At 68.1% G+C, this 14983-nt stretch carries 18 protein-coding genes, 1 tRNA gene and 1 pseudogene; 13 read left to right on the top strand and 7 right to left on the bottom strand.

Going from position 1 to position 14983, the window contains the following annotated elements:
* Nucleotides 1–116 precede the first annotated feature (116 nt).
* Nucleotides 117–626, top strand: a complete 510-nt coding sequence (locus BUR28_RS18920; RefSeq protein WP_074219132.1) for a heme-dependent oxidative N-demethylase family protein — start codon at nt 117–119, stop codon at nt 624–626.
* A 66-nt stretch (nt 627–692) separates the two neighbouring features.
* Here BUR28_RS18920 and glnA read toward each other — a convergent pair whose 3' ends face one another.
* Nucleotides 693–2099, bottom strand: a complete 1407-nt coding sequence (gene glnA, locus BUR28_RS05020; protein WP_074219131.1) for a type I glutamate--ammonia ligase — start codon at nt 2097–2099, stop codon at nt 693–695.
* A gap of 71 nt (nt 2100–2170) precedes the next feature.
* Nucleotides 2171–2509: a P-II family nitrogen regulator gene (locus tag BUR28_RS05015; RefSeq protein ID WP_074219130.1), complete on the bottom strand. Its 339-nt coding sequence runs from the start codon at nt 2507–2509 to the stop codon at nt 2171–2173.
* Between the two features lie 176 nt (nt 2510–2685).
* On the opposite strand from BUR28_RS05015, the gene BUR28_RS05010 reads away from it, so the two are divergent.
* The 4 genes from BUR28_RS05010 (at nt 2686) to BUR28_RS04995 (ending at nt 6732) form a co-directional block, all read left to right on the top strand.
* Nucleotides 2686–4332, top strand: a complete 1647-nt coding sequence (locus BUR28_RS05010) for a bifunctional ADP-dependent NAD(P)H-hydrate dehydratase/NAD(P)H-hydrate epimerase (protein ID WP_074219129.1) — start codon at nt 2686–2688, stop codon at nt 4330–4332.
* A 252-nt stretch (nt 4333–4584) separates the two neighbouring features.
* Nucleotides 4585–4669: transfer RNA gene (locus BUR28_RS05005), tRNA-Leu, on the top strand.
* Between the two features lie 26 nt (nt 4670–4695).
* Nucleotides 4696–6027 (top strand): trigger factor, encoded by a 1332-nt coding sequence (gene tig, locus BUR28_RS05000; RefSeq protein ID WP_074219128.1) that lies wholly within the window; start codon nt 4696–4698, stop codon nt 6025–6027.
* A 219-nt stretch (nt 6028–6246) separates the two neighbouring features.
* Complete coding sequence (locus BUR28_RS04995) at nt 6247–6732, top strand: bacterioferritin (protein WP_074219127.1); 486 nt, start codon at nt 6247–6249, stop codon at nt 6730–6732.
* Between the two features lie 251 nt (nt 6733–6983).
* On the opposite strand, the gene BUR28_RS04990 is transcribed toward BUR28_RS04995, so the two are convergent.
* Complete coding sequence (locus tag BUR28_RS04990) at nt 6984–7859, bottom strand: M48 family metallopeptidase (RefSeq protein ID WP_175566900.1); 876 nt, start codon at nt 7857–7859, stop codon at nt 6984–6986.
* Between the two features lie 39 nt (nt 7860–7898).
* Between BUR28_RS04990 and BUR28_RS19910 the strand changes: the two genes are divergently transcribed.
* Both BUR28_RS19910 and BUR28_RS20745 read left to right on the top strand, forming a co-directional pair.
* Nucleotides 7899–8075, top strand: a complete 177-nt coding sequence (locus BUR28_RS19910; RefSeq protein WP_175566899.1) for a hypothetical protein — start codon at nt 7899–7901, stop codon at nt 8073–8075.
* A gap of 41 nt (nt 8076–8116) precedes the next feature.
* A pseudogene (locus tag BUR28_RS20745) lies at nt 8117–8374 on the top strand (response regulator); the annotation flags it as partial.
* 559 nt (nt 8375–8933) lie between these two features.
* Here the strand turns inward: BUR28_RS20745 and BUR28_RS04980 are convergent.
* Both BUR28_RS04980 and BUR28_RS04970 read right to left on the bottom strand, forming a co-directional pair.
* Nucleotides 8934–10089, bottom strand: a protein-coding gene (locus BUR28_RS04980; protein WP_371441609.1) for an IS3 family transposase whose coding sequence is annotated in 2 segments (ribosomal slippage) — nt 8934–9845 and nt 9847–10089 — 1155 coding nt in all. Because the reading frame shifts where the segments join, the coding sequence is not laid out codon by codon here.
* A 104-nt stretch (nt 10090–10193) separates the two neighbouring features.
* Nucleotides 10194–10556, bottom strand: a complete 363-nt coding sequence (locus tag BUR28_RS04970; protein WP_074219124.1) for a hypothetical protein — start codon at nt 10554–10556, stop codon at nt 10194–10196.
* Between the two features lie 111 nt (nt 10557–10667).
* Here BUR28_RS04970 and BUR28_RS04965 point away from each other — a divergent pair, with 111 nt between their 5' ends.
* From BUR28_RS04965 to BUR28_RS19890, 5 genes are all read left to right on the top strand, one after another.
* Nucleotides 10668–11012: a S24 family peptidase gene (locus tag BUR28_RS04965; RefSeq protein WP_074219123.1), complete on the top strand. Its 345-nt coding sequence runs from the start codon at nt 10668–10670 to the stop codon at nt 11010–11012.
* Between the two features lie 97 nt (nt 11013–11109).
* The gene (locus tag BUR28_RS04960; protein ID WP_139307486.1) at nt 11110–11394 is read left to right on the top strand and encodes a hypothetical protein; all 285 of its coding nucleotides are present in this window, start codon (nt 11110–11112) and stop codon (nt 11392–11394) included.
* A gap of 337 nt (nt 11395–11731) precedes the next feature.
* Nucleotides 11732–11920, top strand: a complete 189-nt coding sequence (locus BUR28_RS04955) for a winged helix-turn-helix domain-containing protein (RefSeq protein ID WP_254813687.1) — start codon at nt 11732–11734, stop codon at nt 11918–11920.
* Nucleotides 11921–11984: 64 nt separating this feature from the next.
* Entirely contained in the window at nt 11985–12155 is a 171-nt protein-coding gene (locus BUR28_RS19895) for a hypothetical protein (RefSeq protein ID WP_175566898.1), read from the top strand.
* A complete protein-coding gene (locus tag BUR28_RS19890; RefSeq protein ID WP_175566897.1) occupies nt 12152–12289 on the top strand; it encodes a hypothetical protein in 138 nt (45 codons plus the stop codon). Before BUR28_RS19895 ends, BUR28_RS19890 begins: the two co-directional genes overlap by 4 nt.
* Before the next feature lie 208 nt (nt 12290–12497).
* On the opposite strand, the gene BUR28_RS04950 is transcribed toward BUR28_RS19890, so the two are convergent.
* Both BUR28_RS04950 and BUR28_RS04945 read right to left on the bottom strand, forming a co-directional pair.
* The gene (locus tag BUR28_RS04950; RefSeq protein ID WP_074219120.1) at nt 12498–13277 is read right to left on the bottom strand and encodes an SDR family oxidoreductase; all 780 of its coding nucleotides are present in this window, start codon (nt 13275–13277) and stop codon (nt 12498–12500) included.
* Nucleotides 13278–13351: 74 nt separating this feature from the next.
* On the bottom strand, nt 13352–13978 hold the full coding sequence (locus tag BUR28_RS04945) for a ParA family protein (RefSeq protein ID WP_074219119.1): 627 nt from the start codon (nt 13976–13978) through the stop codon (nt 13352–13354).
* Nucleotides 13979–14125: 147 nt separating this feature from the next.
* On the opposite strand from BUR28_RS04945, the gene BUR28_RS04940 reads away from it, so the two are divergent.
* The gene (locus tag BUR28_RS04940) at nt 14126–14956 is read left to right on the top strand and encodes a universal stress protein (protein ID WP_074219118.1); all 831 of its coding nucleotides are present in this window, start codon (nt 14126–14128) and stop codon (nt 14954–14956) included.
* The last annotated feature ends 27 nt before the right edge of the window (nt 14957–14983 follow it).

The raw sequence follows: 14983 nt of genomic DNA, 5'->3' as shown, positions 1-14983 counted from the left end.
CGCGACAGACGCCGCGGCAGAAGTGCTGGAGGCGGTGCTGGCCCTGTTGCCGGGACTCGGCGGGTTCGAGCTGTCCGACAGCGCCGTAACGCGCCCGGACGGGGTCCGGGTGACCCTTGACCGGGGACGCGCCGCTGCTGACGTTGGGGCGCCTCGTGCAGGAGGATTTCTGCCTGATGGAGAGGCGGGGCGGCGCCCATGTGCTGACCGGGGCGATCCTGTGCTTTCCCGCAAGCTGGATGCTTGCCGAAAAGATGGGCCGGCTGCTCGACGCGATCCATGGGCCGGTGCCGCACTACGATGCGGCGCTCGCCGCGCGGGTGAACCGGCTTTTCGCGGGCCTGCGGCCGGGGCGCCTGCTGTGGCGGGCGAACGCGCATTTCTACGCGGATCCGGCGTTGTTCCAGCCCCGTCCGGAGTCCGCGCCGCGCGCCAAGGTGCAGGGACCCGCGCCGTGGCTGCGCAGCGAGCGACAGGTTCTGGCGCGCCTGCCGCGCACGCAAGCGGTGGTGTTCTCGATCCACACCTACGTGGTCGCGCGAGAAAGCTTGGACGCCGCGCAGCGGGCCGCGCTCGCGGCCCATCCCATCGGGTTCGACCCGGCGCGCCCGGCGGCTTCCGACTGAGCGCTGCAGCGAAACGAAAAAGGGGCGCCAAATGGCGCCCCTTCAGGTCCTACCGTCCGCCTCGCGTCAGCAGCTGTAGTACAGCTTGAACTCCACCGGGTGCGGCGTGTGTTCGAAGGCGTAGACCTCCTCCCACTTGAGCTCCATGTAGCCTTCGATCTGGTCCTTGGTGAACACGTCGCCGGCCAGAAGAAACTCGTGATCCTTCTCGAGGCTTTCCAGAGCTTCGCGCAGCGACGCGCAGACCGTGGGGATGCCTTCCAGTTCCTCGGGCGGCAGATCGTAGAGGTTCTTGTCCATCGCCTCGCCGGGATCGATCTTGTTCTTGATCCCGTCGATACCGGCCATCAGCAGCGCCGCGAAGCACAGGTAGGGGTTGGCCGAGGGGTCGGGGAAGCGGGCCTCGACGCGCTTGGCCTTCGGGCTTTCGGTCCACGGGATCCGCACGCAGCCCGAGCGGTTCCGCGCCGAATAGGCGCGCAGCACCGGCGCCTCGAAGCCCGGGATCAGGCGCTTGTAGGAGTTCGTCGCTGGGTTGGTGAAGGCGTTCAGCGTCTTGGCGTGCTTGAGGATGCCGCCGATGTAGTAGAGCGCTTCCTGGCTGAGATCGGCGTATTTGTCGCCAGCGAACAGCGGCTTGCCGTCCTTCCAGATCGACATGTTGACATGCATGCCGGTGCCGTTGTCGCCGGCGATCGGCTTGGGCATGAAGGTCGCCGACTTGCCGTAGGCCTGGGCCACGTTGTGGATGACGTACTTGTACATCTGCAGGTGGTCGCCCTGACGGGTCAGGCTGCCGAAGATAAGGCCCAGTTCGTGCTGACAGGACGCCACCTCGTGGTGGTGCTTGTCGACGTTCATGCCCATGCGCTTCATCGTCGACAGCATCTCGGAGCGCAGGTCCATGCCGTCGTCGACCGGGTTGACCGGGAAGTAGCCGCCCTTGACGCCCGGGCGGTGGCCGGTGTTGCCCATCTCGTACTCGGTGTCGGTGTTCCAGGCCGCGTCGAGCGCGTCGACCTCGTAGGACACCTTGTTCATCGAGGTGGAGTAGCGGACGTCGTCGAAGACGAAGAACTCCGCCTCGGGGCCGAAATAGGCCACATCCCCGATGCCCGACGATTTGAGGTAGGCCTCGGCCTTCTCGGCTGTGCCGCGCGGATCGCGGTTGTAGGGTTCGCCCGTATCGGGTTCCACGACCGACGAGTGGATGCACATCGTCTTCTCGGCGTAGAACGGGTCGAGATAGGCGCTTTCGGTGTCGGGCATCAGCTTCATGTCCGAGGCTTCGATCGACTTCCAGCCGGCGATGGACGAGCCGTCGAACATGAAGCCCTCGTCGAGGAAATCCTCGTCGACGAGGTGGCTCATCACGGTGACGTGCTGCAGCTTGCCGCGCGGGTCAGTGAAGCGGATATCGACATACTCGACATCCTCGTCCTTGATGGTCTTGAGAACCTTGTCCTTGCTCATGTGACCTTTCTTCCCCTCTCGTTTAGGTAATGGTCGGTGCCGGCGCGCGCCGGCCGTTCACATGCTGTTTCTCAGAGAGCGTCCTCGCCGGTCTCGCCGGTGCGGATGCGGATTGCCTGCTCGACGGGCGAGACGAAGATCTTGCCGTCGCCGATCTTCTCGGTCTTGGCGGCGGCCACGATGGCCTCGATCGCCGCGTCGACATGGTCGTCGGGCAGGACGACCTCGATTTTAACTTTGGGCAGAAAGTCGACGACGTATTCGGCGCCCCGATACAGTTCCGTATGGCCCTTCTGGCGGCCGAAGCCCTTGACCTCGATGACGCTGAGACCCTGGACGCCGGCGTCCTGCAGCGCCTCCTTGACCTCGTCGAGCTTGAAGGGCTTGATGATCGCCTCGATCTTTTTCACGGCGCGCGACTCCCTCTCGGTGGCGGTTCGAGGCCCGACAGACCACTTTCGCCGAGGGCGCACAATTGGCTAGGCTGGGGTCCCGAGGGGCCGCTTTCCGAAATTCCGGCTGCTGCCCATTATTTAATCAGGTTGCCCGGTGGGGCGGCGGTTTGTGAACATCTTGGGCGTAAAGCATGACCGAACTCGTGACATCTGCCCAAATGCGCGCCATCGAGGAAGCGGCGATCGCCTCCGGTGCGGTCACCGGGCTGGAACTCATGGAGCGGGCGGGCCGCGGCGCGGTCGAGACGGTGCTCGCGGAATGGCCGGAGCTGTCGCGTGGCGCGCATCGGGCCGTGGTGTTGTGCGGGCCGGGCAACAACGGCGGCGACGGGTTCGTCGTCGCGCGGTGTCTGCGCGACAAGGGCTGGGCGGTCGAGTTGTGGCTGCTGGGCGACGCGGCGAAGCTGCCCCCGGACGCGCGGGCCAATCACGACCGCTGGGCTCGGATGGGCGCCGTGCGGGCGCTTGACACGGACGCGCCGGACGGGAGCGCACCGCCTGACTTGCTGGTAGACGCACTGTTCGGGACAGGGCTGAGCCGGCCGATTCCCGAGGTGGCGCTGCGCGCACTCCTTGCGCTGCGCGGGCGCGACGCGCCGCAGTGCCGGGGCGTGGCAGTGGACTGCCCGTCCGGCCTGAATTGCGATACGGGCGAGATGCTTTTGCCGGCTCTTCCCGGCGGGCGGGGCGCGCCGCCGCCTGCGGGGCAGGTCGCGGCAGACCTTACCGTCACGTTTCACCGGGCCAAGGTCGGGCACTATCTTGGGCCGCCGCCGATGCCGTCTGGGAAGGTGGTCGTCGTTGATATTGGTCTCGAACCGCATGACCGCCCGTCCGTGCCGCCGGATGCGCCGCCCGATCCCGCGCGCGTGCGGCGCGTGAGCCGGGCCGAGGGCAGGCATGGGTCGTGGCCGGGCAGCCTGTTCACTGCGGGCGGTCCCGCTGCGCACAAGTATGCGCGCGGGCATGCGGTGGTGCTGGCCGGTGGCGTCGGGTGCGGGGGCGCGGGGCGGCTGGCCGCGCGCGGGGCGCTTCGGGTGGGCGCGGGGCTCGTGACCGTGGCGTGCCCGCCCGCAGCGCTGATCGAGAACGCCGCGCAACTGACCGCGATCATGCTGCGTCCGCTCGCCGGGCCCGAGGCGCTGGCGGAGATGCTGGCCGACGACCGGCTGACCGCCCTGTGCCTGGGGCCGGGGCTCGGCGTTGGGGCGGCGACCCGTGCGCTCGTCGCGACCGCCGTGGACGCGGTGACGGGCCGGACGGATGCGGAGCGCCGCCGCGTCGTGCTGGACGCCGATGCGCTCACGAGTTTTGCCGGCGACGCGGAGGCGCTCTTCGCGCTCACCCATCGAACGTGCGTAATGACGCCTCATGAGGGTGAGTTCGCACGGCTGTTCCCCGACCTTTCGCATGCCGCGCGCCGCCGCGTGGGCATGTCCAAGGTGGACGCGGCGCGCCGGGCGGCCGACCGGGCCGGCTGCACGGTGCTGCTGAAAGGACCCGACACGGTGATCGCCAGTCCGGGCGGCGTGGCCTCGATCCACGCCGCGCTATACGACCGCTCGGTGCCCTGGCTCGGCACCGCCGGGGCGGGCGACGTACTGTCCGGCATGATCGCGGGGCTTCTCGCCGCGCCCGGCGCATCCGGCGAGATCCACGGGCGCGTCGAGGCCGCGGCGTGGCTGCACGTGGAGGCCGCCCGCGTCTTCGGGCCAGGACTCATCGCCGAGGACTTGCCCGAGATGCTGCCGCGGGTGTTCTTCGCGCTCGGCCTGTGATCGGCTCTCCCGCGTTGGGCGCGAAGGCCAGTGCCGGGCGGGGGCCTTCGGGGACACTCGCGCGCGCCGGCTCTCAGCGGACGCGACCCCGGGCGGGGCGGACGTTCCGCTGCGAGCGATCCGGGCTCAAAGGGCCGGTTTCGCGGGCCGTCGGGGGCGCTTTTTCCGCTCGCATCGGCTGCGGGGCTTTGTTAGAAGGGCGCGGATTTTCGGGGGCGGCCCGGCGCGTCACGGGCGGCCCCTTCGGCTTTCGCGGGTGTGGCGGAATTGGCAGACGCACTTGGTTTAGGTCCAAGCGCCGCAAGGCGTGGGGGTTCAAGTCCCTCCACCCGCACCATGAACGGATGAGAAGGACAGGACAGGATGCAGGTCACCGAGACCCTGAACGACGGCCTCAAGCGCGGCTACACGATCACCGTGAGCGCCGCCGAACTCGACGAGAAGGTTAACGAGAAACTCGCCGAGGCCCAGCCCCAGGTCGAGATGAAGGGGTTCCGCAAGGGCAAGGTGCCGATGCCGCTGCTGAAAAAGCAGTTCGGCCAGCGTGTCATGGGCGAGGTTATGCAGGAAACCATCGATGGCGCGATGAACGCGCATTTCGAGGAAACCGGCGATCGGCCCGCCCTGCAGCCTGAGGTCAAGATGGTCGGCGAGGACTGGAAGGAGGGCGACGACGTCGTCGTCGAGATGACCTACGAGGCGCTGCCCGAGATTCCCGAACTTGAGCTCAAGGGGATCGCGCTCGAGAAGCTGGTCGTCAAGGCCGGCGACGGTGAGATCGACGAGGCGCTGGAGAAGCTGGCCGAGAGTGCCCAGAACTTCCAGGACCGCCGCAAGGGCTCCAAGGCCAAGGAGGGCGACCAGGTCGTCATCGATTTCGTCGGCAAGTTGGGCGACGAGCCGTTCGAGGGCGGCGCGGCCGAGGATTACCCGCTGGTTCTGGGCTCGCAAAGCTTCATCCCCGGTTTCGAGGAGCAGTTGATCGGGGCCAAGGCGGGCGAGGAGGCGACCGTCACCGTGACCTTCCCCGAGGATTACGGAGCGGAGAAGTTGAAGGGCCAGGAGGCGACCTTCGACGTGACAGTCAAGGCGGTGAAAGCACCCAAGCCCGCCGAGATCGACGACGAACTGGCCAAGCAGTTCGGGGCCGATGACCTCGCCGCGCTGAAGAAGACCGTGGCCGAGCGCCTTGAGGCCGAGTTCGCCGGCGCGGCCCGCGCGGTCATGAAACGCCAGTTGCTGGACGTGCTGGACGAAAAGGTGAGCTTCGACTTGCCGCCGAGCCTGGTGGAAGCCGAGGCCAAGCAGATCGCGCACCAGCTTTGGCATGAGGAGCACCCGGAGGTTCAAGGCCACGACCATGGCGAGATCGAGCCGACCGAAGAGCACCAGACGCTCGCCGAGCGTCGGGTCAAGCTGGGCCTCTTGCTGGCCGAGATCGGGCGCAAGGCCGAGGTGACGGTCTCGGACAACGAGATGACCCAGGCGGTGATGGCGCAGGCGCGCCAATACCCGGGCCAAGAGCAGCAGTTCTTCGAGTTCGTCCGCCAGAACCCACAGATGCAGCAGCAGCTTCGCGCGCCGATCTTCGAGGACAAGGTGGTCGACTACATCGCCGAACTGGCCGAGGTGAGCGAGAAGGAAGTCTCTAAGGACGAGCTGCAAGAGGCGGTGGAGAAGCTCGAGGAGGAGTGAGTCGCCGACCCTTGCGGGTGCGATCCTGTTTCACGGCGCGGGCCTTGGGTCCGCGCCGTTTGCATTTGGGGGCCGCAAAACAGGCTGAAGGCCGGCCTGCGCCGCAACGCGTCCCGGCCGCTTGCGTCGAGCTTCGAGACGCTTTGCCGCGCCCCGGTTCAACCTTGGCCGCGCGTGGTTAGGTCAGGGGTGAATTGCAACAGACACGGAGGACGACCAATGAGCGACCGCAGCAAGAGCATCGAGAACCTGCAAACCGCGCTTGCGATGGAACTGACCGCAGTCAACCAGTACCTGCTGCACGCGCATACGCTGGAGGATTGGGGGCTGGACAAGCTGGCCCAGCGGATGCGCGAGGAGATGCAGGAAGAGTTGGGCCATGCCGGCCAGTTCATCGAGCGGATCATGTTCCTCGGCGGGACACCCGAACTCACGCCTACCAAGACACCGAAGATGGCCGAAACGCTCAAGAGGCTGTTCCAGGACGACAAGTCCGAGGAGCAGGGTGCCATCGAGTTCTACAGCAAGGCCGCCCGCGACGCCGCCGAGGCGAACGATATCGGCACGCGGACGCTGTTCGAGAAGATCGTCCTGGACGAAGAGGGCCACTGGGACTGGCTCGACCGCCAGCTTGCGACGCTCGACCGGATGGGCGAGCCCGCCTTCATGTCGATCTACATGAGCGGCGAGAGCGCCGAAGGTTGATGTGACCGCACCGGCGGTGACGACGCGCAGACGCGCTCCAGGCACCGGTCTTCTGAGGAAAGCGGTGGAGCCGTGCGAGGGTGCCGGCCAAGGCGTCCTCGCTGTTCTTCTTCTTCGAGAGCGCGTTCGCGCGGCTTGTGATCGCCGACTGCGGCCGACTGGTTGCGGGCGCCCGCAAGAATGTCAGCCTGTCGGTCACGTCTGCGCGTCACCAACGGCTCTCGGCCGGTACGGGCCGTCGCGACGCGCCGTCAGGCCGGAAGGCTTGCGAGCACCCGTTCCATCGCTTCGATGCGCGAGGCGGGGGCCGGATGGGTGGCAAGAAATTCGGGCCCCCGCGCCCCGCCTGTCGCGTCCATCCGCCGCCACAGGGCGATCGCCTCGCGCCCCTCGTATCCCGCCCGTTCCATGGCGCCCAGGCCGAAGGCATCGGCCTCCAACTCCTGTTGGCGGGAATAGGGCAACAACAGGCCCACCTGCGCGCCCAGCCCCAGCGCCGCCGAGATCGTGTCGGCATTGCCGATCTCGCCTGCGCTTAGCAGGCCCGAGATTACGCGCAGCCCCATGTCGGTCGCAACCTCGGCGCTGACCCGTTCCTGCGGGTGGTTTGCCTTGAGGTGCCCGATCTCGTGGCCGACCACCGCCGCCAGCTGGTCGGGGTTCTGCGTGACGCCGAACATGCCCTCGTAGACGCCGACCTTGCGGCTGGGCAGGGCGAAGGCATTGACCTCTGGGGTGGCGAAGACGCGGATTTCCCAGTCGCCAGGGGACTCTCCCATCTGGCGCAGGAGCCGCCCCGACACACCCGACAGCACCTCGCGATACTCGGCATTGCGGGATTCCGGCACCTCGGCGCGCAATTGGGACCATGCGTTGCGGCCCATCGCGTCGACTTGGTCGGCCGAGACCAGCGTTGGCGGCTCGGTGTTGCAGCCCATGAGCGCGAGGCCGGACCCCGCGGCGGTCGCGGCGAGAAAGCGGCGGCGGGTGAGGCAGGTGCAGGCCATGGCGGCGTCCTCCGGTTGCGTCGTCTCCGTCTGTAGCCAGCGGGCGTTTCCGGTGCAATCGTGCCGGTTCCGGCGGGGGTGCAGGAGCGGGGTGTTGCCGTGTTGGGGCAGCTCTGCCATCTTGCCCGCCGCGCGTGAGGGCAGGCTGAAGGAGTTGGCATGAACCCGGTGGCGAACCGCGAGGCGATCGACGGGGTGCAGCGGATGCATCGCGGCGTGCACATGGCTCTGGAAGAACTCGTCAATCGTGGCGATGCAGAGCGTGCGGCCGAGATCCTGCAGGCGCTTGATGTCGAGATGGTTGAGTGGATCAACGCCACCCGCAAGATGCGCTAGGCGCGCCGCGAGGACTGCCGGCAGGGTTTTGCGTGGCGGGCGCGCGGGGCGATACGACGCCGGTGATCGTGCTGACCGCGCTCGACAAGGTGCCGGACCGGATCGCGGGCCTCAACGCGGGGGGCGACGACTACATGGTCAAGCCCTTCGACCTGTCGGAACTCTCCGCACGCATCGGCTCGGTCGCGCGGCGCTATGCGGGGAAGCCGAACCCGCTGCTCCATCTGGCTGACCTCGAGGTCGACCTGGCGGGCCGCAGCGTCCGGCGCGCGGGCAGGGCGGTGACTGTAGCGCGGCGGCGGCTTGTGCACGGCGCGGCGACGGCTTTTGCACGCCAATCTTGCCGTTATGATGCGGCGTCCGGACAGAAGTGCTAACGCCTTGAGCAGTTACCGCAGCCCCTCAAACGCAGAAGCGGAGGGCCCGCATTCCCCGTCAGCCGAAAGAGCGACAAAGCTAGGGACTTCGAACCGCGAGCAGAACGTACCCCCGGCCGAGAATCGGCACTGTTCGCAGGGCGCATACCTATGGCGCCACTCATCCCGATCCTCCGCGGCCTTCAGCCCTGCGACCGTCGCCCGTCGGCAGAAGTCTCGGAGAACCTGTTCCCAACGGTATTGGCGGTCCTTCTGGTACGCTTTGGAGAGTGTGTCGTCCCATGCGGGGGCGTTCGCGTTTTCGGGCGTCTCCGCAACAGCCTGTCCATGCGACGCACCACAGGAAAGGCACTGACGATAGAGTGGCATACTGCCGCCTTTGACAGGGCGCCGGCGCAACTCAGTCTCAGGATGGTCGCACTGCGAAGACCGGTGGCCCCGAAGCGCGCTGAGATAGGCCGGGTGACCTGCCACTGATCTTTCATCCAGCCGCGACCGGAGCCCGGTTGGTGTTTACGCCAAATGGCGCGGGTTGAGCAATCGCCCGACGCGCGGAGCTCTCATCTCGCGCAGCGGGTCGGGCGATTGCGGTGGTCAGGGTCTGCGCGTAGTCAGCCGGGGTCTGATAGCCCAAGGCCGAATGGGGGCGCTCGGTGTTGTAGTCGGCGACCCAAGCGGCGATCAGGTCGCGGGCATGGGCGAGGTTACGAAACAGCGTCTCGTTCAAGAACTCGTCCCGCATCCGGCCGTTGAAGCTCTCGACAAAGCCATTCTGCATCGGCTTGCCCGGCGCGATGTAGTGCCATTCGATCCGGTTCTCGGCGCACCACTTCAGGATCGCGTTCGAGGTCAGTTCCGTCCCGTTGTCCGACACGATCATTCCCGGCTTGCCGCGACGTTCGATCAGCGCCGTCAGCTCCCGCGCGACGCGCCGGCCGGAGATCGACGTGTCCGGGATCGCGGCGAGGCATTCGCGCGTGACGTCATCGACGATGTTCAGCACCCGGAACCGCCGCCCGCACGCGAACTGGTCATGGACGAAATCCAGTGACCAACGGGCATTTGCGCGCGCCTCGACCAGGATCGGGGCGCGGGTGCCGATGGCCTTGCGCCGCGCGCGCCGCTTGCGGACGGTCAGCCCTTCCTCGCGGTAAAGCCGGTAGATACGGTTGATCCCCGAGGGCTCGCCCTCCCGCCGGAGCAGGACGAAGAGCCGCCGGTAGCCGAACCGCCGACGCTCGTTGGCAAGCTCCCGCAACCGGCCGCGCAGTTCCGTGTCGGGTGCGCGTTGCGACCGGTAGCGGATCGTCTTCCGATCCGCGCCGGCAATCTGGCACGCCCGTCGTTCCGACAGCCCGAATCCACCATCACTTCGACCGGCGGTCGAGCTCCGCCATCGCAAAATACGCCGAGGCTTTACGAAGTATCTCGTTGGCCTGGCGTAGCTCCCGGTTCTCCCTCTCGAGCGCCTTCATCTTCTCAGCCATGTCGCAGGGGATGCCTGCGCGCCTGCCACTGTCGACCTCGGCCTTCTTGACCCAGTCGTTCAGCGTGTTCGGCGAGCACCCGATCTTTGCGGCAATCGACGTGATCGCCTGCCAACGAGAACCGTGCTGGCCTTCGCCATCGAGAACCATCCGCACGGCGCGCTCGCGCACTTCAGCGGAAAACTTGTTCGTGGTCTTGCTCATGATGCTCCATCCTACTCAGGAGTCGGAGCCTCCGGCAAACTCGGAGCGGTTCACTGGGTGATCTGCGTGCCCTCCTGGATCGCCAGCTGCAGCGGGTTCTGCCCGGCCATCAGGATCATGCCGATATCGTTGAACTGCGCCGTCACGTTGGCCACCCGGCCCGCGCTCAGCGCGCTGGCGGCCCCCTCCTGCCGCATCTGCACCCCCGCGCCCTGGACGGCGACGGCCGCGGCGCGGGCCTTTGCGGCGCTCGCCTCGATGGCCCCGGAATAGTGTGTGGCCGCGGCGGCCCCTTCCCGGGTCTCGGCCGAGACGCTTTCCAGCGCCGCCTCGACCTGCGCCGCGGCGGACGTGCCCCGCTCGCCCTGGGAACCGCTCCTCGCCCAGGACCGGGCGATGTACGAACGCGCCATGCGCGCAGCGACGGGCACGGGCGTACCGGGGCCGGTTGCGACCGGGCCCTCGGGATTTGTCCAGTTGCCCCTCTTCGATATCGACGCCTCGGCGGGCCCGTGGGGCCAGAGGTGCAGCTGGGCGCGCTGGCCTTCGAGCGCGCCTTCCTGCGCGCCCAGGGCGCCAACCCCGAAAACTGCTCGATCATCGCGGCCTCGGGCGATTCGATGCAGCCGGCCATTCCCGACGGCGCGCTCCTGGTCGTCGATCACGGCCAGACCGAGATCCGGAACGGCCATATGATGGTCATCAACGTGGGCGAGGATCTCTTGGTCAAGCGCATCCGCCGCCGCCTCGACGGCCTGCTCGATCTGATCTCCGACAACCCCGCCTACGCCCCCGAAACCGTCGGCCGCGACATGATCGACCAGCTCCGCATCGTCGGGCGCGTGGTCTATTACTGCAGGGCGCCATGAATGGCGCAACGGTCTTATCAGCACGGTAAAGCGGAAAAGAGATGCTAGCGATAAGGATTTTTGCGTGGGGGTCGTTTGCGGCGGTGCTCGGCCTCGTATGGTTCGCGATGCAGATGAGGTTGTGGAGCCCGCTATCTGGGGCGCGGTAGCGACCGTCAGCGGCGTGGCCTGCCTGGCAATCGATCTCGCCCTGACGCGCCTGACCGAAATCCGCGATGCCCTGGTATCCGGCCGGGCCATCCTCGCGCCGGTCGAAGGGGCCGCCGAGACCGATCCTGACACCCCTGCCGCCACCGGCCCCACCAGGTCGCTCGCCGAGCTCGAGGCGGCGATCTCCAGGGCCAAGGGCCGTCAGGACCGCCCGTTCGGGCCGCAATCCTGACGCCCGAAACGCGATCCCGCAGTTCGCACCATGTCCGACCTCGCACCGCAGAATTTGCCCGGTGGGTGCCGGGCTCGCTGGGCGGCCGGCCCATTTTTGCCCTTACGCGCCAATATGTTGCAGTCTGCGCGGCTTTCGCTCCCGAAACGCAATCTCCTGCGCAGCAAATGCGCAATTCCGCCCCGCTGCTTCCCGCCCCCTGTCACCCCCGCCCATGATCCGCAGTGGCCGTTTCCGGCTTGGTTTCAATGCCTTGGGCGGTCTTGTCCCTCACTCGCACTCGTGCAGAAGGTAACACCCCCCTACAGTGACGCCGACCGCCCGCGAATAGGCACTGTTGGAAGCGCCGGTCGAGGCCCGCGGCCGGCTCCTGTCGAAGGCGCAACTGGAAGAGCATCTCTATTGTTTCGACGATCTGATCGAGAGAAACATGATCGAGCTTCATGTCAGCCGACTCCGCAAGAAGCTCGGCCGCGACGGCGTCGCGACCGAGCGCGGCCACGGCTATCGGCTGGGCAAGGGATGAGGGGCCGCGCTCCCTCCAGCTTCGGCTCGCGCTGGGGCTTGGCCTCGCGGTCCTGCTGCTCTGGATGTCTGCGGCGGCGATCACCGCCGAGCGGCTGCGCCCCGAGATGGACGCGGTCTTCGACGCCGCGCACCGCATTCTGCCGTTGGTGATGCGGAGCGGACGGGACCCGCATGACGCGCCCCGCGAGGGTGTCGGGGCCGAGCGTGTCGTGCGCCTGGCCCGGACCGGGTGATCCTGAGTTCCGAAGCGGCCGATCCGTCGCTGTTTCCGCCCTTGGACCGCGAGGGGTTCGTCGACACGGCCGACCACCGGATCTTCTACGATCGCGCCCGGCGCGGGGACCTCACCATTGCCATGACCGTCTGACCGCCCGCTTCGCCTGGGCGGCCAGGACGACCGAGGGCAGCGGCCTGGGCCTTGCTGTTGTGCGCACGATTGCCGGGCGCAGCGCCGCGACGCTGGAGGTTCATTCCCCCGTGCCGGGACGCGCAGAGGGGGCGAGGTGTGCGTCGCTTTGCCGATGGCACCGAGGGAACGACGCGGCTGAGGGGGCGCCGGTCCCGCGGGACGGCGGTCAAAGCGTGGCGTTGACCGCCCCGCCGTCGAGCAGGATGTTCTGCCCAACGATGAAGCCCGCATGGGCCGAGCACAGGAAGGCACAGGTCGCGCCGAACTCCTCGGGCGTGCCATAACGCCGGGCCGGGATCGTGGCCGCGCGCCGCGCCCGCGCCTCGTCGAGGGAAATGCCGTCCGACTCGGCCGCGCCGCGGTCGAGAGCGTCGGCCCGGTCGGTGGCGTGAATGCCGGGCAGCAGGTTGTTGATCGTCACGCCGCGGGGCGCGACCTGGCGGGCTGTGCCCGCGACATAGCCGGTCAGCCCCGCCCGGGCAGAGTTGGACAAGCCCAGCACGGGAATCGGCGCCTTGACCGACTGGCTGGTGATGTTGACGACGCGGCCCCAGCCACGCTCCATCATCCCCGGCAAGAGCGCGGTCATCAGCGCGATGGGGGCCAGCATGTTGGCGTCGAGCGCGGCGATGAAATCGTCGCGGTCCCAGTCGCTCCACATGCCCGGGGGCGGCCCGCCGGCATTGGTCACCAGGATGTCGACGGCGCCGGCCGCGGCCAGCACCTCGGCGCGGCCCTCTTGGGTCGTGATGTCTGCGGCAATCGTCGCGACCGGCACCCGGTGGCTCTCGCGGATCGCAGCGGCGGTCGCTTCCAGCGCGTCGGCGCCTCGTGCGTTCATCACCAACTCGCAGCCAGCTGCCGCCAGCGCTTCGGCGCAGCCCCGGCCGAGCCCCCGAGACGAGGCGCAGACAAGCGCCCGCTTTCCCGCGATTCCCAGTTCCATGGCATATCCCCCCGTCGGTTCCGGCCCCGCCCGCCATAGCAGCACGGCGCATCGCCCGAAAGCCCGGGTGCGCTTCAGGCGGTCAGCGCCCTCAGCAGCGGCGTCCATTGCGCGCGCATCGGGGCATAGACCTTCTGTGGCTTGTCGAACACCGTCAGCCCGGCCTCGGCGAGATCGCCATAGGCCACCCGCTCGGAGATCGAGGCGGCCGGCGCCTGTCCGATCTTCTCGGCAAATGCTGCAAGCCGTGCCGCGTCGCGCCCGCGCGACCGCACCCGGTTGGCCACCAACTCCACCCCGGCCTTGCCCTTGCGGATACGCTTGAGACCGGCGATCTCCCTGAGGAACCGTCGCGTGGCATCGGCATCGAAGAATGAGGGCAAGACCGGCACCACAACGGCCTTGGCGGCGGCCACAAGTGCCGCGGCGTCTTCCTCGTAGATCGAGCCGGGGGCGTCCACGATAAGCCAGTCCGTGCCCTTCGCGCCCTTGTCGAAGGCGCCAGCCGCCGTCCAGTCCAGCGCGTCGATCCGTGTCGCGCCGTCCGGCCGGCGCTTTAGCCAGCGCCACGCCGATTTCTGCGGGTCCGCATCGGCCAGCGCCACCTTCCAGCCGCCATCGGCCAGCGCGGCGGCCAACGTGACCGCGATCGTGGTCTTGCCGCAGCCGCCCTTGCGATTGGCGATCAGAACGGTCTTCATGCCCTCGCCCTCCTTGCCCGGTGCAAGCCCAGCATAGCGGGATCGATTGCCTATGCAATGTATATACGCGGCGGCGCGCCGAACGCTTGACTTCCGCCGCTGCGCCGGCCGATCCTGCAAGCGCGTTCAGAGGGGGATGCGGCCCGCATGACCAAGACCTTTCTCGTTGCCACCGACCTGTCGCCGCGCGCCGACCGCGCCGTTCAACGCGCGTTTCGCCTGGCGGGCTGGCTGGGCGCCGATCTGATGTTGGCGAGTGTCATCGACGAGGAATTGCCGGGCGAGGTGGCCAAGCCCCTGGCAGAGGCCGTCGAACTCCGTCTGGCCCGCTTCGCCGCCTCGGTGCCGCATTCCGGCGAGGTCGCCCACGACACCCGGGTGGTCGCCGGCGATCCCGCTGCCGCGATCCCGGCCCTGGCGGCGGAACTCGGCGTCGATCTGGTCATTCTCGGGGTGCATCGGCGCCGGTCCTTGCTTGACGCGCTGCGCGAGACCACGATGGAACGGATCGTGCGCCACACGACGCGGCCCTTTCTGCTGGTGCACGACACGGTGGATCATGCCTATGCCACGGTCCTTGCCGCGCTCGATTTCGGGCCGGCCTCGACCGCGGCGCTGACGCTCGCCGCCGAGATCGCGCCAGAGGCCGACATTCACGGCGTCCATGCCCTGCACGTGCCTTACCGGGGTTTCGTTGCGCCGCAGGCGAGCGGAGGCTCGGCCGCCCCATTCCGCCACGACGCCGAGGCGCGGCTTGCCAGCTGGCGCGACTGTCACCCGCTGCCCGACCGCCTGCGAGAGGTCGCCATCGTCGAGGGGGCGGCGCATCACGTTCTGGCCGAGCGTGTCGCCGCTTTGACCCCCGACCTGCTGGCGTTGGGTGCCCATGGCCGGGCCGGGGCGGCGCCCTCGCTGCTCGGCAGCCTCGCTAACGAAATGATGCGCAACCCGCCCTGCGACCTGCTGATCGCGCGGTAAGGCCGATTGCGTGCACCGGCGCGCTCG

The organism is Rhodovulum sp. ES.010 (assembly GCF_900142935.1).
In the GTDB taxonomy this organism is placed as follows: Bacteria; Pseudomonadota; Alphaproteobacteria; order Rhodobacterales; family Rhodobacteraceae; genus Rhodovulum.
This window is presented reverse-complemented; position numbering and strand designations above follow the sequence as displayed.

What these genes read in the sequence shown, in the direction of transcription:
- glnA (WP_074219131.1), bottom strand. Translation starts at nt 2,099, where the DNA reads ATGAGCAAGGACAAGGTTCTCAAGACCATCAAGGACGAGGATGTCGAG.
- BUR28_RS05010 (WP_074219129.1), top strand. Translation starts at nt 2,686, where the DNA reads ATGACCGAACTCGTGACATCTGCCCAAATGCGCGCCATCGAGGAAGCG.
- tig (WP_074219128.1), top strand. Translation starts at nt 4,696, where the DNA reads ATGCAGGTCACCGAGACCCTGAACGACGGCCTCAAGCGCGGCTACACG.
- BUR28_RS04995 (WP_074219127.1), top strand. Translation starts at nt 6,247, where the DNA reads ATGAGCGACCGCAGCAAGAGCATCGAGAACCTGCAAACCGCGCTTGCG.
- BUR28_RS04990 (WP_175566900.1), bottom strand. Translation starts at nt 7,859, where the DNA reads ATGGCAGAGCTGCCCCAACACGGCAACACCCCGCTCCTGCACCCCCGC.
- BUR28_RS19910 (WP_175566899.1), top strand. Translation starts at nt 7,899, where the DNA reads ATGAACCCGGTGGCGAACCGCGAGGCGATCGACGGGGTGCAGCGGATG.
- BUR28_RS04970 (WP_074219124.1), bottom strand. Translation starts at nt 10,556, where the DNA reads ATGGCGCGTTCGTACATCGCCCGGTCCTGGGCGAGGAGCGGTTCCCAG.
- BUR28_RS04960 (WP_139307486.1), top strand. Translation starts at nt 11,110, where the DNA reads ATGGTTCGCGATGCAGATGAGGTTGTGGAGCCCGCTATCTGGGGCGCG.
- BUR28_RS19895 (WP_175566898.1), top strand. Translation starts at nt 11,985, where the DNA reads ATGTCTGCGGCGGCGATCACCGCCGAGCGGCTGCGCCCCGAGATGGAC.
- BUR28_RS04950 (WP_074219120.1), bottom strand. Translation starts at nt 13,277, where the DNA reads ATGGAACTGGGAATCGCGGGAAAGCGGGCGCTTGTCTGCGCCTCGTCT.
- BUR28_RS04945 (WP_074219119.1), bottom strand. Translation starts at nt 13,978, where the DNA reads ATGAAGACCGTTCTGATCGCCAATCGCAAGGGCGGCTGCGGCAAGACC.
- BUR28_RS04940 (WP_074219118.1), top strand. Translation starts at nt 14,126, where the DNA reads ATGACCAAGACCTTTCTCGTTGCCACCGACCTGTCGCCGCGCGCCGAC.